Genomic DNA, 14615 nt, shown 5'->3' with positions numbered 1-14615 from the left:
TTGTCGTTATTCCTTGATCTCGAAAACGACGTTAACGGAAACATTATAGCTATTCTCGCCCGCAGCAATAGGAACTGAATCCTGAGGCGCGGCGTTGGCCATCATCTTCATCTCACGCGCGATTGGCATTGGCATTGGAGAGCGGCTCTGCTCGCTGATCTCAAGGACACGACCAAGACCAACGCTTGCCGCATCAGCGAGCGTTTTTGCCTTTGCAATCGCATCAGCCACGGCGCGTTTGCGCGCTTCGTTGATTGTTGCTGACGGATTGTCATTCACGAAAGTCAAATCACCGCCCTGATTGACGCCGAGTGTGACCGATTCATCAAGGACATTGCCGACCTTGGACAAATCACGCACACGAACCGTCAGGCTGTTGGAGACACTATAGCCGCTGATCTTAGCCTCTTTCAGGCCATTCTTGTCATCAGGATAGATATAGCTCGGCTGAATATTGATGCCGCTCGTCTGAAGATCACGGTCTTCGACCCCTGCCTTTTTCATTGCGTCGAGCACTTTGGCCATTGCTTCATTGTTGGCCGTCATTGCTTCGCGGGCAGTTTTCGCATCGCGCAAAACGGTGAGATTAAGAATGGCCATATCCGGGGCAGCCGTCATTTTGCCTTCGCCCGAGACGGAGATACGAGCAGGCTGTCTCGTCATCTGATTCTCCTGTGCTGCGGCTGGCAATGACAATGCGCCTGCAAGCATGATTGCCGAAAGTGAAGTGGCAAGAAAGGTAGTAGCGCGCTTATTCATAAAATCTCCTGTAGAGAATGTTGATGCAGCCGGTGTAAAGCAGTCTCCGTAAAGATCCATTTCTGCTTTGCCATTAGAGTGCTCAGCTTGACCGAAAGTTATTAATTCCTTTCGGAGTACGCTTTTCTTTATTTAAGTCCCCCCTAAAGGAAAATATTCCATTATTTGACGCGAAATGCAGAATAATTGCAACTAAACGCTTCAAATTTGATGTGTTTTTGTCCTGAGTTGCATGAATGGCAATCGAATATGTGCGTATTAGGGCAAATCGTATAATTGACAGCTTGTGTCCAGCGCTTCTTTGCGGTACGTGCAGAGTTGCGTGGGGCCTGTAGCTCAATTGGTTAGAGCCGGCGGCTCATAACCGCTTGGTTGGGGGTTCGAGTCCCTCCGGGCCCACCATTGCTTAAATCATTGATTTTATTTTGTTATTCCCACCGGATGTAGCGTGACGCGATTTTTCGGAATTTTGTCACGGCAAACTGGAATTCTAGTTTTTCCAGTCGAACTGTCAAAGGCGTCTTAAAGGGCTTCACGGACCCTTTAAAGTTCTCCAAAATCGGATTTCTGTAACATGTGTGTTGCGATTCACGTTGGAGATTAATCGATCATGATATTTCACCGCATTCTTCTTGCTATCGGCTCATCGCTATTAGCTGTGTCTTCTTCAGCGTATGCTCAGAATGAACTGGATCAGTCGACCGTAGCTTTGGTCGCAAGAGCTTTGGAACTGCCTTATACGAAGATTTATCCCGGTTCCGTGTGCCGGGATAAACTGTTTGACGGCGAATGGTTCCTTAAATGTGCTCCGCGATCTGGAAGTGTCACAGGTGGGTTGTGGCTCGTAGCGCCCGGACCTGTATTGGTGGCAGTCAACGGCAAGGCGATTCAACAGATGGAAAAGCTTTCTCCAGTGGTAATGGATGACCTTTCCGTCGTTGCTACTAAGGATTGGCGCGCTATGTACCCCGATCGTATAGCTGACATCGGGGCAGTACTAGATGCCTATAAGTAAGGGTTACTGGCAGCCGTATTACTGATGATAACCTCTTTGACTGCCTTTCCTTTGCCTCCTCCCGCAGTGTAAGTCAGAGACACATCGTCGATTATAAACCCCGAAAAGATCGAGCGCACTTCTGGAACGTCATTAATTGATAGGACAAAACGGCCCCTGATTTGTGCCAGTTTTTCGGCCATCACTTCATACTGACTGCGCTCGAACATAGCCTTGCCGTAATAGTCCTCTGTTCCCCAATAAGGCGGATCAAGATAAAACAGTGTTTCTGGTCGGTCGTATCGATCGAGAAACACCTGCCAGTCGAGGTTTTCAATCACCACGGAGACGAGGCGTTCATGCACATCCTGAAGAAGAGGTGCCAGTGTCGTGAGATTGAAGCGGGAACCACCACCACGATCAACACCAAAAGAACGGCTGGCAACCTTGCCGCCAAATGTCAGGCGCTGAAGGTAAAGGAAACGCGCAGCGCGCTCGAGATCTGTTAGAGTGGATGGGTCACACGCTTTCAGCCGGTCAAACTCTTGGCGACTGGTAATCTGAAAGCGGAGCGTATCCATGAATTGAGGATAGTGACGCTGCAATATCCGAAATAGGTTCACAACATCGCCGGAACGGTCATTGATAAATTCGGCTCGTGGTGCTGATGTTCGCCTGAAGAACACGCCGCCCATTCCAACAAATGGTTCTGCATATATAGAGTGTTTCACCTTGGATATCTGATCGCAGATGCGCCGGGCAAGTTGTCGCTTTCCCCCTATATAAGCAGCTGGTGGAGATACGGGTTCAACGGATGTAAAATTCGTTTCGATATTCATTCTATGCGTCTTACTAAGAATCGGTCACAAGCCGCATGCCCGAAAGGGTAACGGATGCGACGGTTATCTTTTGGTGCTGTCGGGCGGGTTGCTCTTGCCGGAATGGCCCGCCGCCACGAATTAACGTGGCCGTCCCTACTTCATCGCTTGGCTGAAACCTTCATATTGAGCGCGAACCAGCAGGTCGCGATCACGCAAATTCAATTCTCCCATCGGCTTGCGGCCTGTCAGATCAGGCCAATAATCACCGGCTCCCAGCTTCCAAAGGTGGCGCATGGGCAGACTGTTCACGACATGGCTGTCGGGCGGGTAAACTTCTATGGCGACGGCTTCAGAACCAAAGTGCTTGTTTTTAAGCGCCTGAAGCTCATCCCATGTGATCGAGCCATCATGTTCGACCGAAAGCAGGCCACGCCCTTCGTCAAGATATACTGAGACAATGGCCCTCATTATTCTTTTCCCTTTTCAGGCGCTTCAAGCTCGATGCTGGTGGTGTAAGTGTCATCAAAGCGATGCTCGACACTGGCAGCTCGCCATTCACCGTCAAATTCCTTGCGGAAGCCTTGGGCATTGATTGGTGTATCGGCCATCATCTCAGGCATGCCAGCTATTGTCAGTGAACCTTGGCCAGTCGCGCGCGCTAAGCGGCTTCCTTCGGCTTCAGCAGCTTTCTTGGCTTCGGCCTGCGAGGCGTAAACGGTCCGCAGGCGGCGCTCCGGTCCTTCAAGGCCGGTCGAATGTTCCTCATAAACCGTCTTGTTACGACGCTTATCGTACCAGCCCGCCGCAGCCTTTCCGTATTTAGGACGCGGCTCAACCGAGAACTCACCTTCAGAACAATCGCCCTTAGTGATAGTGATCGGAGGGAGACTGCCATGCTTGAGAAACAGAAAGGTATTGTCTTTGATCGAGAACAGCGCGCCGATGCGATCGGCAAGGCGCGTCAGGAAATCGGCGGCTGATTGTCCGGTGCGGGCAATATACTCGATCTTGGTGTTTGCGATTTCGTCGCTGATCTTGGCTTTATAGCCATGGCGCTTGGCCAGCTGCTCGACAATCTGCCCAACTGTCTCGCCGTCAAAATGTTCTGAAACGGGTTCCTTCACGTCAGCGCGTAGCTCGGCCGACTTACAGGATAACGTCAGGCGCTCACCGTCAGAGCCGAAATTATAGCTTGCGCGCTCAAAGACGAATGTTCCCATCTTCCATGTGCCGACACCGCGAAATCCGAATCGAACTTCAATCTTTGCTCCCTTTTCAGGAATGTCGATTTCATTGCCGACATCATCAAAGACCAGTTCCAGCGTGTCGGAACTTTGGCCGGGCTCATCGCGAATGGTTGCGGAAACAAGCCGCTGGTAAAATGCGTCATGAACGGTTTTACCGGCAATGGAAACTTCGATAAATGGGTGCGATCGCTCCATTAGCTCCAAAGCCTCACAGTCTTAATTTCGGAAGAAATGATAAACTCTGGTATGTTCACGACGGTGCCATGCGGCAAAACAATTCCAAGGCGCGCAAGTCCTGAATTGGCTGCATAAGTCGCTTCAAGATAGCCTTGGAGCTTGGCGGCTTGGGCGCGGTCACCGATCCAACGCATGGCATAATCGTAGCAGACCAGATCAAGTGTCAGGTCTTCTAGATCAACGGTAACGGTTCCGGCAGGGATCAGGCGTGCACTCATCCGAACAGCCCCACTGGTTTACCGTCGCCGTGATAGGGCGCAACCTCAAGTGAGAATTCAATTTTTCGACCGTAGCCTTGGCGATTGATGATAGATTGGGTGTCTTGAACGCTTAGAATAACAACGCGGCCGAATAGGCTTGCTGCCATAGACAGCCCGGTCGCCCATCCGAGCATTAATACTGGTCTGGCGGCGGCTTGAGTGGTGCGGATCGCTTCATACTCGGCGCGACCGCCGACTTCATCAGGGTATAGCAGCCCTGAGATTGTGACACTGTCGTCACCATAGCCGGTGAACTGGCGACCGGGGCGGCCGCCGAAACGACTGATTGTCGGCCATAGAGCCTCGGTTGTGCGCTCGATTTCCTGAAAGTTCAGAGGCGCGATCTCGAAGACATGTGGACCAAGCGCGAGCAAGGGCATAGCCATTATTCGGTTCCTCCATGCAGCGCTCCAGACTTGCGGCTCATATATTGCGCACCAATTCTGCCTATAGCTGCTCCTGCGGCATTGCCTGCCGCTACCGGATCAGTCGTGCCAGTAATTGTTATCGGCGCATGAACCGTTAAGTTCGGCGTTTGCCCGTTGACCACTTCGATTGTTTGTTTGACGTTTGTGTCGCCGAGTGGGTTGATGACATTAGAAACCGGATCATCGCCGCTGCTTATGCCACGTGGGACAAGCGCACCGGCCGCACCCGAATTGATCGCGTCCGTCGCCGTTGCCACACCTTTACCGGCCAATCCCATGAGATACGTCAGCCACTCCGGAGGCTTCGGCCAGTTGATATTCAGATCAAAATTGAGAAGTCCACTTAGCCAAGCTATCTGCTCGTTAAACCAGCCTTCAACACTTGCCCAAAGGGATTTCAAGCCATCCCAGAGCGAGGTCACCCTGAATGACGTCAAGCATGGCGTCAGCGTGCGCACCCATGCTATCCGATGCGCCGATAAGCGGATCGGTGCTGGCGGCAGCGGTCGTCACACCATCAACGCCTGCCTTGACGATCAAATGCCCATCAATCGCGGTGAGGGCGCGAAAACCTTTGATGAAAGTCGGGGTCACTGACGCATCTCCTTCACATGAGCCACCGCTTCGGTGATCGAAACAGTGATGCCGAGTCCGGCCTGTTCATTCACATAAACACGGGCTTCAGCTGCGAGCGCCACCGGATCAACATCATCCTGTGCCGTGGTTGCGACCTGCTGGCCGTCGAGACCGGACGCGCCCGCAATTGCTGGCAGGGTTTTCACAAGGTCGTTGAAACGATCGAGACCGCCTTCGACTGAACACATGGCGCGATAGGTTTCACGCGAGGCCGGAGTAATTTTTCCGGCAGCACTGGCGGCATCGAGCGCAAGATCGATTTCACGGTCAGCGTCTTTCTGCTGAAGCTGCGCAAGCGCGGTCTTGGTCTCGGTCAACTCATTGCGCAATTCTGTGACCACGGCAGTAGTGCCACCCCGAACGGACGCAAGTGCAGTCGCCGTGTCGTCCTGAAGCTTGGCAATGGCTGCGGTGATCTGGGCATGACCGCCTTTTTCATCGATCTTGAGCGAATGGCAAAGTGACTTGCGCTCGCCGTCATGCGTGGAAATCGCAGAAAGAATAGCGGCTTCGTCAGCCGTTTCTGCGAGACCCAACGCCTTGGCAATGGCCTTCAGCATGATTGTCTCCAATTGTTGTGGTTGTTCGTGAGCGAGCGCCGACAGCACAAGCGCAGGCCGATTGACGAGGCCAGCGCCGTTCAGGCGAGAAATCAGACCGTTGACGCTCTAATGCGCTTGCCAAGTTCGTTCATCACCGTTTGCCATTCCTTCGGCTTCAAATTGTTTAAGGCTGGCTTTCCGTCGTATCCGCAAATCGACCACGTGCTATCCGCGATAAGTGCGCCGTTTGTGCGGCCCGCTTTTGTCAAAAGCTTCCATTGTGCCAGTACGATTTGGCCGTGTGGTTGATTAGCCCAATCAGGCACTAGAGGGTCTTTCGCCCAACTGACACCGGCCACGCGGTTTAGCCAGCGTTTGAGACTTTCAATAGCTTGATAGGCATCGTTTGGTTCATGCAAGAAACGAACATGATCCAGCTTGGTCTGGCGTTTCACGAATGCGATGAGAGCTTCGTCTGAACCGTTGGTGACTACGCCAAGATTATACCCCGCAATCCAAAGCGCCTGCAGCTTTGCAGCATATTTGCCTGTGAGGCGCTTTCGACCACCCTTTGAAGGCTGCTTAACGGACGGATTAAAACCTTTCAGTTTCAGGTCTTCAATCACATTCTGCTTTTCGATCTCGGTCATAATCCGCAAGGACACTTTGCCAGTCACGCGGTGAAGCATGCCGCGATAGGTATCTTCATCAAGGCCAAGCTGATTTTTAGCGATGTTGATAAGAGCAATGGATTTCATGTGTTTGCTCCATCACAGTATTGAGAAGCTGATTCTGCCAAGGGGGCGATTTCGTGAAAATGGACGAGAGAATGCGTTTCTTCTGGATGATTGCAATTCCGGTATCGGTGGTAGCTGTCATGCTCGTGATAATGACTGGAAGTAAGTGCGCGTTGCCAGATGCCACGGCCACTGGAGACCGATGTGGAAATCCGTTTAGTAATTGGCTTTATGATTTCCAAAGCCTTATCGCGGGAACATTTGCAGTCGTTGCGGCGGTTGCAACTATTCGGCAAATGGCGAAGGCTGATGCTTTTGAAGAACAAAGACAAAAAAAAGCAATTGCTTTCGCGCTGAGAAGGGAGAAATCTGTTGCGGATAGCTTTTCGAGATTTACTTCTGCTCAGTCTTTTGCCACCTCCGCGAGTATTGCTTTGCTTTTCGACACAGTCGGAAAGAGAAATAACTACATGTGGACCTATGCCGAACGTCAGTTGTTTTGGGTGGCTGTGGAGACTTGTTATGAGCTCGAGACAACTCTGGCCCATGAGGTGGTGGATCGAGCAACCGAGTTTATGCCAGCAGACGTTTATTTCCCGCTCAACGAGGCACAGAGTAGATTGAAGGAGCTTAGAAACAAAATTCCGGATATTTCGAGCACTGTTGATTTTTATACAAACTCCGATTGCTTGCCTTCGCGTTATGACCATGAGATTGAATTTATTCTGTCGGAGATACAGTCGAATTCGCTTCGCTTGAACCGATCGATCGTTTCTTGGAAAGACAGCATAATTGCAGTGCAAGAATAGCGTTGATAATTTCATCCCGGATTCCTTCAAGCATTAGCCAGATCAAGCGGAATTCGGGCTGAGTTGCCGGTTTCCTTGTCGACCGAATAAAAGCGGGCGTGCTCCTTTGAGGCCATGACACGGACGGAATCGGAGATCACCGTCATGGCCTTTTCCCACTCTCCGGTTTCGTCCGTGATTTTCAGGCGTTTAAGGCCGAGAATACGATCAGTGTTGAGCTTGCCTTGCTTATCAACCTGAAACGCCTGATCGATGAGCGCACGGATATTGTCGTTGGAACCTTCTGACCAACGACGAATGCAGCCGTCGATTATTTCCTTGGCAACTTCCAGCTCCGGGCCAAACGTCAGCGTGTCCGAAACCTGAATGCTGAGCTTCAGGCTAGTGTCTACTGTGGTGAGCGTAATGTTGCCCTTTTTACCGCGCCGCTTGACGTTGTACTTTTCTGCAAGCAGCTCGCGGTAAGCCATGACCTCGTCAAAGACTTCGGCGCGCAGGGTGGCCAGTACCTTGTTGACCTCAGCGGCCTTAATGGAAAGGCGGCGGACAAGCTCGTCTTCTTCGATGTGTTCTGGTTTGATCGCCGATAATGCAATCATTTCGCCTTTGCCTTTATTGACGTAGGCGACACCACTGATCTCTTCGGTTGGGATGGTTGGGGAAATACTGACGTTCATGATGAGTATCCTTTCGGGGAGGTTCAGGCTGGATCGGTATCTGTCGTTTTGACGAGCTTGGGTTTGGAGGATGAACTGCGGAGGAACAGGACAACTTTTCCGTCGCGGGATGTGGTCAATTTGTTAGGTGCCGTTTCTGGATTGGCTTTCGCATCGCCGACCAACACACGCATTGCACCAAGTTCGCGCTCCTGAATGAGGGCAAGGTGATAGAGTGAGCGCAGCAAAGTCAGGCAGTACCGGCCATCTTCGCCCGTTATCGGCAGCGTTTCCGCGTCAGCAATGCCGTTGAACTTGTCGAAACGCTGGACCAAGGTCTGCAAGCCATCAGAAACCGTGGGGAGGTTCGATGTGGCCATTACAGGTCCTCCACATCGCGGTTTTTCCAAGCTGCTTCCAGATGGCGCTTTTCAAGCTGCTCATTGGTTCCCTGAACAAGCAGATGAGCGATCTTGATGGTGCGGTCGATCTGACGGAGCGCACCGCCCTTCATGCCAATTCCGGTCAGAAATTTCACGGAAGATGCTTCAGTGATGCCCCATGCTTCAATGAATGCGCGCACATCTTCCGTGCGGCCGGGATCGCGCTTCAGGTTCTTGTCGACGCGGCTCACAATCTGATCGCGGCTGGCAGAGTTTGCGCCACCTTGTGACATTCGGCGGCGGATTTCAGCATTGCCGATGATTGCAACACCAACTTTGAAATTGTCAGAGAAATAGCGGAACTGGTTAATTGACTCGGCGTCTGCATGTTGCGCTTCATCAATAATCAGAAGTGCGCCTTCGCCGCCGCGTGAAAGGCGCTCGCCGATAGTTTCAACCAGCTCGGCCTGATTGAAGACGCGAATGCCAAGCTTACGCGAAAGCAAGTTCATCGCACCGTGAACTGTCTTAACCTTCGGGTTCAGTGTGACCATGTGAACATGCGGACGGCTATCACGGTATGCCCGGCAGGCTTCAGTCTTGCCGCGTCCGGCATCCAGTGTGACCGTTACAAAGCCAGAAATAACCTGAGCAAGCTGCAATGTTGCATGGATTTCAATAGCGGCCTTAGTGCGAAAGAATGCCGGGGAGGATGGCAATCCAGATGCGATGCCCGCATTTTCTTCGACAGCTTCCAGCCACTTCGCGACAGGATTGTTTGCGTTTTCAAGAATGCCTTCAAGTGTGCCTGACAGCCACTGCGAGAAGGTGCTTTCCGGCATGCCGATGCGACGGCCGGTTTCTGCTTTCGACCAGCCCTGAAGGGCAGCGAGATCAACAACACGGTGGCGCATTTCGCGCCATGTATCCACTTCAGAAGCGGGATGTTTCGCGAGGAATCTGGGTGATGGCTCCGGCTGATGCCATTTATTGAGGGTTGCGCCAGTCATATCAATCATTACAAGGGTTCCTTATTGGATCAAATTTGTCGGCCGGGATGACCTCCCGGCCTATTTTTTTAGGAACCGTACTCACTACAAATCGGCTCATGCTTGGTCTGGCTACTTGCCAGACGGTTTATTCCCCGAAGGGAATGGGATGATCGAGCTGTCGCCCGAAATTGCTGAAAGACCGCGCTGGAAGCGTTCTTCAAATTCTTCATCAGAGATTGCATCCACGACTTCCTCTTGCTCGATGGCCAGATTGCCGGTGACGATGCGGGTAATTGTCGGGCGCACAGGTGCAGCCGGTTTGCTCTTCTCCGCATCCTCGTAAAGTTCGCCGAGCTGCATCGGCGTGAACTCTTTGTGCATGTCGGCGAGAGCCTTGGTCCGCTTCTTGAAGGTGCGGCGGCGCTTTTCATGCTGGTGAGCAGCTGCGCTGTCGTTGAAGCCAGCTTTGTCTGTGCAGGATGCATCACAGATGAAACGGCCTTCCGGATCGTAGACCTTGACGGGTTCATGCAGACGATCAGGATCAAAGCGCACGGTAAGCTTCTTGCCGAGCCACTGATTGAGATCAGCTGACCAGTAACTGTTACCGTTGAAGCGAAGAGCGCCGTCGCGCTTGCTGGCGGTGATAACTTTCGCTGCCAGCATCCAGAGGGTGCGCTGTGCTTCGGTTGCGCGGCGAACGATGGTCGCCGGATGACGCATGCTTTCCTCAAACGTCTTATCGAAGCTGCGGCCTGCGGCGGTTTCCGAGCGGCGTCCGGTGCGGGCATTGTGCTCCGCGATGCGATCAGCAACATGCTTCTGCAGCACATCCAGCGGAATAGCGCGTTCGCGGTAATTCTCTGGCTTGGCGTCAGGCTTGTTGCCGGTATAGCAGCCAGCCATTGCCGGATGCTTTGCAATCTCCTCGGCCAGATCACGCCACGCACGTTCAATGGGCTTTGACTGGCCCGAATAAGGTTTTGTGAAATGCGGTGTCACATCGAGCGTCTTCAGGAGGCCTGCGACTTCATCTTCGGTGATCTTGAAGCGGTTACGAGCAACTGCTCCGCCTGAAATCAGCTTGGATGCAAACGCGCGGCCGTTATCCATATAGATGTGTTCAGGAATGCCATGATCCTCGATCATGTCACCAATACAGGCACGCACAACATGCCAAGTTTCGGCTTCACAAAGACGCCATGACAGCACCTTGCCGGAGAAAACATCCTGAATGCCGAGCAGAATGACGCGCTCCGGCTTTTCCTTGTTCCAAGGTGTCCAGACAAACAAATCGAGTTTGTGACCGTCGGTGTTGACGATCTCCATGGCATGCAAATGGTTTTTCGTGCGGGTCTGCGCTGGATAGAGTTGCTCGGCGCGCTTCTTACCCTTGCGGGCATAGATCTGCGCGGCCTTATCAACTTCAATATCCATGCGGCGGCGCAATGAACGCTCTGATGGGATCGGTGCCCAGCCGTGTTTCTTGGCGGCATCCACTACGCGACGGTAGCAGGCGCTGAATTTCGGTTCTTCCGGGCGGAGATAATCGGATTTCAATGCGGCCCATGCAGTCGGGTGACATTCGACAACCGTGCGAACTTCACCAGTCGCGGCATTTGCCGGAGCCAGAACAGCAAGCCAGTCTTCACGGTCCACACCATTCAGCATGGCGCGCAGTGCGTAGTATTGTGACTTCTTCAAGCCGTAGTTAGGCAGAACGTCAGCAAGAATGTCTTCCATCGTTTTCGGCTGCGAAAAGGAATGCGCGTTACCAGCGACAGCCTGTTCAACGGCAGTGATGCAGTTAAAACGCATGTGGCAGAACTGCTTCTGTTCATCGGTCAGGGCTTCAAAAGTGCGCCAGTAAAGCGCCTTGCGCTTTTCGCGGGTGGCAGCGCGTTCAGCGTCTTCGGCTTCCATCCGAGCAAGCTTGGCCTGCGCCAATGAGGGCAGGAGGGAAACATGGTATTCAAAACCGCCACCGCGCTTGTCCATCTTGCGATAGCGGCCTTCGGCGTTCTTCCAGCCGTGGCGATCTGCCATGTCCAGCATGCCGCGCGCGCTGGTCGGTAATCCCGGCAAACGCAGCTCAACAAGAGAGGGAATTGAATACCATTCGGTCATGAACGTGCTCTTTTTGCGAGGTCTACGTCGAATGCCAAAAGCGCCTTCAGCTCACGGGCTACACGCTTCTGCTCCTGACGCAGGAGGCCGATTTCAGCGAGCTTTGCTTCTCTGCCGACAAGAACGGTGACGCCCTGCATTCCAGCTGCTTCATCCCAAAGCCATGGCGCGCCGGTTGCATGTACAAAGGCTGCAAAACGTGGGAGTGTCATGTCATGGGCGCGCTTGCTTTCCGCAGTCCATGCGTCAAGCATGGCCTTGGTGATGCCAACGCCGAGGTAAAGCGACATGCGTGCCGCAATGGTCGGGCGATCATGCTCACATTCGCGGATGGCACGAGCCATGGCGCGCTTCATCTTGGCACGGTAGCGGTCAAGATCGATCTGCTGGACTGGTGTGCGAACCGGAAATGCCGGTTCGCTGAAGAAGTCCATCTGCAACGGGTCGCGCTTCATTCTGCGGCCTCCTGAAAGGCTGCGCCCAAGCCGATGTGCTGTAAGAAGAGTGCGCGAACGTCTTCTGATGCCTTGTCCCATCCGCGCTTGAGTGCATCCAGAGCAAGGGTTTCCGGGTCAGGCTGGGGCTTGGCAGGCTTGTCCATCTCCAGAACCTTCTTGAGGTCTGGTTCGTGCTTCAGCGCAGCCGCAATTCCGGCCTGCTGTGTTTCAGGCATGGCGGCGAGCTTCAGAAGAGCTTTCTGGTCATTTTCGACGTCGGTACCGCGCACCGCTTGACGTAGGGCCGGATGCAGCTTTTGGCCGATGGCCGTTACGCGCTTATATGTCGTTGAAGCAAAACCAAGACGTTCTTGTACCCGTTCGGAAAGCTGGCGACCGTGTGCAAAAATAACGGGTCCATCGTGGTCCTGTTTCTTAGGACGACCACCCTTTGGGTTGATCTTGCCGAATTTCTCTTCATAAACTTCCCGGAACTTCATCACGAAGATCGCGCGATCAAGGGCAGTCAATTCATTACGGTAAAGATTTTCGCTGATCTCCATCAGCTGTGCTTCAGAGGCATCAGCTGAAACGACAATCACGTCGATTTCTTCCCACTGATTAAGTTCAGCCGCACGATGTCGATGGCCACCGGCGACAAGCGTGTACGGCGTATTGCCGCCATTGGCTGCAGGCGTGGATCGGACGGTTATTGGATTGATTAGTCCGCGTTCTGCCATCGAAGCAGCAATTGCAAGGGCATGCTCTTCGTCTACTGGACGAGCGCGCTCGCCAATGAATATGTCTCTAAGTGGGATTGTCTTAAACGTTGCCATTATACTGCCTCGGAGGTGTCTTCCGCTCCGGTTGAGCGGATGAAAAGAAGGGTGCGGGCGCGTTCAGCCATGGCCATGTATTGACCGGCGAAGCGATCATGCCGCATGCGACTATCAATGGTGCGGAGAGCGCGATTAATTGCTTCGCGTGAGCGGTCTTCCATTTCGACTACGCGGCGTTTCGGCCAGCCGAACTCACAAATCACAAGGTGCATGACGATCTGACGAGCCAGAGCCGCATCAAACCATTCGTGTGGCGGCTCAATGATGTCGCGGATGCTGAGATGCGGGAAACCTTCGCGCACGGCGCAAACACTTGCGTGGACCGTGGCTTCGTAAACCTGCTTCTGATCGTATGGATTGAACATTAAAACCTCAAAGTTGATACCGGGACGGCGGGTGAGTGGGGGGGGCGAGCCGCCCCGGCATCGCCATCGCTCCGGGGGCGTGGAGCGATGATCAGTGATTAGTTCTTGGCGGCGTGATCGAAACGAACGAGAATGGCGCAAAGCTCAGGCTGCATAGCCATGGTGAGGCACTCAAATAGCTTGGTGTCGATCTCTTCCGAGCTTTGGCCAAGCAGCAGGTCGACGACCTTGTTTCCCGGTGTCATGTGAATGTCGGCATCCATCAAAGTGGCGTCTGCGGCAGCGGTAAGAACCTCGCGCAGTGCGTCTGCGATGATCTCGTCGTCACCGCGGGGTGTTGGGGGTGCGTATCCTGCCTTTGATTGGGCTTCGAAGAGGCTTTGAGCGGCCTTTACAACTCCAAAAGCGCGCAGCAATGAGACTTCATCCGGCGCTTTTGGCGTGGGCTGGTGGGGGTTCGGCTGCACTTCGCCATCTTCAGCAGCGCAGTACATTTCAGAGGAGTGCGGGCGTTCAACAAGACCCTGACGGACACGCCAGTACCAGTCTGTGAACTCCTTGAAGTTTGGGCCATCAATTGAGTTCGTGTTTAGTGCATTTGCAAAGTGGCGATATGCGCTTTCGACCGGCCAAGCCATGTCAACGATGCCGTCAAAGACGCTTATGTATGCGGGCTTGGCGCGAGGTGGAACGCGATCAAAGAATGGAATAGGGATGTGATTAAGAAGGGCGTTCATATAGCAGCTCCAAATTGGTTGATGACGGCAAAGAGGGCGGCTGACGCACATGCCAACGCAAAACTAAAAATAAGCAGTAGGTCAGCCGCGCGGCACACGGGATCGCGGCTCGGAATGAATGGATGACGGTCTATTTCGGTACGCTTTTTCGTCATTGGCGTAGGTCCGAATTTCGTGGAGGTTAAAAAGGAGACGCGAGATTGAAAGGAACCAACCGTGGAAGAAACACAGGCCGAGCGCACCGCAAACGTCGCCTTTGCAGAGGCGCGAGTTGGCAACATTCTGCTGATGGAAATGATGGACACGCTGGAGGCGCGTGGCTTAGTGGACCGTGCAGACATCGCAGGCGCATTGCTGCGTATGGAGTGGCGAGCCACTGTTGCAGATGTTGTGTATGAGCAAGCAGACGACATCACGCACCACACCGAAATAGCAAAGCAAACAATCGACGAATGGGAGAAGCGTTTCCGATTGCCACCGCAATTGCAGTCTTTGCGCCAAGCGCAGCAGGGCTGGCTGGTGAAAGGGAGCGTGGGTGAAAGTCCGCTTTGCTCCAATCGAGTGATTGGATTGTGCTCTTATGAGGACGCGTAAGCCGAACCTTACAAT

Annotated in this window: 21 protein-coding genes and 1 tRNA gene; 4 read left to right on the top strand and 18 right to left on the bottom strand. The window is 53.2% G+C overall.

Annotated elements, in window-relative coordinates; genetic code table 11:
* Positions 1–6: 6 nt before the first annotated feature.
* Positions 7–759: an SIMPL domain-containing protein gene (locus tag ABE530_RS05920; protein WP_265985514.1), complete on the bottom strand. Its 753-nt coding sequence runs from the start codon at positions 757–759 to the stop codon at positions 7–9.
* Positions 760–1084: 325 nt separating this feature from the next.
* Between ABE530_RS05920 and ABE530_RS05915 the strand changes: the two genes are divergently transcribed.
* Both ABE530_RS05915 and ABE530_RS05910 read left to right on the top strand, forming a co-directional pair.
* Positions 1085–1161, top strand: a tRNA-Ile gene (locus tag ABE530_RS05915).
* Positions 1162–1369: 208 nt separating this feature from the next.
* Positions 1370–1774 carry a hypothetical protein gene (locus tag ABE530_RS05910; protein WP_499693948.1) on the top strand — a complete coding sequence of 135 codons (405 nt, stop codon included), beginning with the start codon at positions 1370–1372 and terminating at the stop codon, positions 1772–1774.
* On the opposite strand, the gene ABE530_RS05905 is transcribed toward ABE530_RS05910, so the two are convergent.
* From ABE530_RS05905 to ABE530_RS05865, 9 genes are all read right to left on the bottom strand, one after another.
* Positions 1765–2592, bottom strand: a complete 828-nt coding sequence (locus ABE530_RS05905) for a DNA adenine methylase (RefSeq protein ID WP_499693947.1) — start codon at positions 2590–2592, stop codon at positions 1765–1767. The two genes, ABE530_RS05910 and ABE530_RS05905, sit on opposite strands and share 10 nt — an antisense overlap.
* A 135-nt stretch (positions 2593–2727) precedes the next feature.
* Positions 2728–3042, bottom strand: a complete 315-nt coding sequence (locus tag ABE530_RS05900; protein ID WP_499693946.1) for a DUF7694 domain-containing protein — start codon at positions 3040–3042, stop codon at positions 2728–2730.
* Positions 3042–4016: a phage late control D family protein gene (locus ABE530_RS05895; RefSeq protein WP_499693945.1), complete on the bottom strand. Its 975-nt coding sequence runs from the start codon at positions 4014–4016 to the stop codon at positions 3042–3044. Before ABE530_RS05895 ends, ABE530_RS05900 begins: the two co-directional genes overlap by 1 nt.
* Positions 4016–4276: a tail protein X gene (locus ABE530_RS05890; RefSeq protein ID WP_499693944.1), complete on the bottom strand. Its 261-nt coding sequence runs from the start codon at positions 4274–4276 to the stop codon at positions 4016–4018. The genes ABE530_RS05895 and ABE530_RS05890 overlap by 1 nt, the downstream gene beginning before the upstream one ends.
* On the bottom strand, positions 4273–4704 hold the full coding sequence (locus tag ABE530_RS05885) for a phage tail protein (protein WP_499693943.1): 432 nt from the start codon (positions 4702–4704) through the stop codon (positions 4273–4275). Before ABE530_RS05885 ends, ABE530_RS05890 begins: the two co-directional genes overlap by 4 nt.
* Positions 4704–5147, bottom strand: a complete 444-nt coding sequence (locus ABE530_RS05880; RefSeq protein WP_499693942.1) for a hypothetical protein — start codon at positions 5145–5147, stop codon at positions 4704–4706. Before ABE530_RS05880 ends, ABE530_RS05885 begins: the two co-directional genes overlap by 1 nt.
* A complete protein-coding gene (locus tag ABE530_RS05875; RefSeq protein WP_499693941.1) occupies positions 5122–5340 on the bottom strand; it encodes a hypothetical protein in 219 nt (72 codons plus the stop codon). The genes ABE530_RS05880 and ABE530_RS05875 overlap by 26 nt, the downstream gene beginning before the upstream one ends.
* Positions 5337–5942, bottom strand: coding sequence for a hypothetical protein (locus ABE530_RS05870; protein ID WP_499693940.1), 606 nt, complete (start codon positions 5940–5942; stop codon positions 5337–5339). The genes ABE530_RS05875 and ABE530_RS05870 overlap by 4 nt, the downstream gene beginning before the upstream one ends.
* Positions 5943–6034: 92 nt before the next feature.
* Positions 6035–6682, bottom strand: coding sequence for a gp16 family protein (locus ABE530_RS05865; RefSeq protein ID WP_499693939.1), 648 nt, complete (start codon positions 6680–6682; stop codon positions 6035–6037).
* A 53-nt stretch (positions 6683–6735) separates the two neighbouring features.
* On the opposite strand from ABE530_RS05865, the gene ABE530_RS05860 reads away from it, so the two are divergent.
* A complete protein-coding gene (locus ABE530_RS05860) occupies positions 6736–7470 on the top strand; it encodes a hypothetical protein (protein WP_499693938.1) in 735 nt (244 codons plus the stop codon).
* A 26-nt stretch (positions 7471–7496) separates the two neighbouring features.
* Here ABE530_RS05860 and ABE530_RS05855 read toward each other — a convergent pair whose 3' ends face one another.
* From ABE530_RS05855 to ABE530_RS05820, 8 genes are all read right to left on the bottom strand, one after another.
* Positions 7497–8147: a DUF3164 family protein gene (locus ABE530_RS05855; RefSeq protein ID WP_499693937.1), complete on the bottom strand. Its 651-nt coding sequence runs from the start codon at positions 8145–8147 to the stop codon at positions 7497–7499.
* A 23-nt stretch (positions 8148–8170) separates the two neighbouring features.
* Entirely contained in the window at positions 8171–8506 is a 336-nt protein-coding gene (locus tag ABE530_RS05850) for a hypothetical protein (protein ID WP_499693936.1), read from the bottom strand.
* Positions 8506–9528, bottom strand: a complete 1023-nt coding sequence (locus tag ABE530_RS05845) for an AAA family ATPase (protein WP_499693935.1) — start codon at positions 9526–9528, stop codon at positions 8506–8508. Before ABE530_RS05845 ends, ABE530_RS05850 begins: the two co-directional genes overlap by 1 nt.
* A 102-nt stretch (positions 9529–9630) precedes the next feature.
* A complete protein-coding gene (locus ABE530_RS05840) occupies positions 9631–11628 on the bottom strand; it encodes a transposase domain-containing protein (protein ID WP_499693934.1) in 1998 nt (665 codons plus the stop codon).
* Positions 11625–12083, bottom strand: a complete 459-nt coding sequence (locus ABE530_RS05835; RefSeq protein WP_499693933.1) for a hypothetical protein — start codon at positions 12081–12083, stop codon at positions 11625–11627. The genes ABE530_RS05840 and ABE530_RS05835 overlap by 4 nt, the downstream gene beginning before the upstream one ends.
* The gene (locus ABE530_RS05830) at positions 12080–12901 is read right to left on the bottom strand and encodes a ParB/RepB/Spo0J family partition protein (protein WP_499693932.1); all 822 of its coding nucleotides are present in this window, start codon (positions 12899–12901) and stop codon (positions 12080–12082) included. Before ABE530_RS05830 ends, ABE530_RS05835 begins: the two co-directional genes overlap by 4 nt.
* Positions 12901–13269 carry a hypothetical protein gene (locus tag ABE530_RS05825; RefSeq protein WP_499693931.1) on the bottom strand — a complete coding sequence of 123 codons (369 nt, stop codon included), beginning with the start codon at positions 13267–13269 and terminating at the stop codon, positions 12901–12903. Before ABE530_RS05825 ends, ABE530_RS05830 begins: the two co-directional genes overlap by 1 nt.
* A 98-nt stretch (positions 13270–13367) precedes the next feature.
* Positions 13368–14006: a hypothetical protein gene (locus ABE530_RS05820; protein ID WP_499693930.1), complete on the bottom strand. Its 639-nt coding sequence runs from the start codon at positions 14004–14006 to the stop codon at positions 13368–13370.
* A gap of 216 nt (positions 14007–14222) precedes the next feature.
* On the opposite strand from ABE530_RS05820, the gene ABE530_RS05815 reads away from it, so the two are divergent.
* Positions 14223–14600 carry a hypothetical protein gene (locus ABE530_RS05815; protein WP_499693929.1) on the top strand — a complete coding sequence of 126 codons (378 nt, stop codon included), beginning with the start codon at positions 14223–14225 and terminating at the stop codon, positions 14598–14600.
* The last annotated feature ends 15 nt before the right edge of the window (positions 14601–14615 follow it).

The sequence above is a fragment of the Brucella sp. TWI559 genome, assembly GCF_039674265.1.
Classification (GTDB): domain Bacteria; phylum Pseudomonadota; class Alphaproteobacteria; order Rhizobiales; family Rhizobiaceae; genus Brucella; species Brucella chromiisoli.
This window is presented reverse-complemented; position numbering and strand designations above follow the sequence as displayed.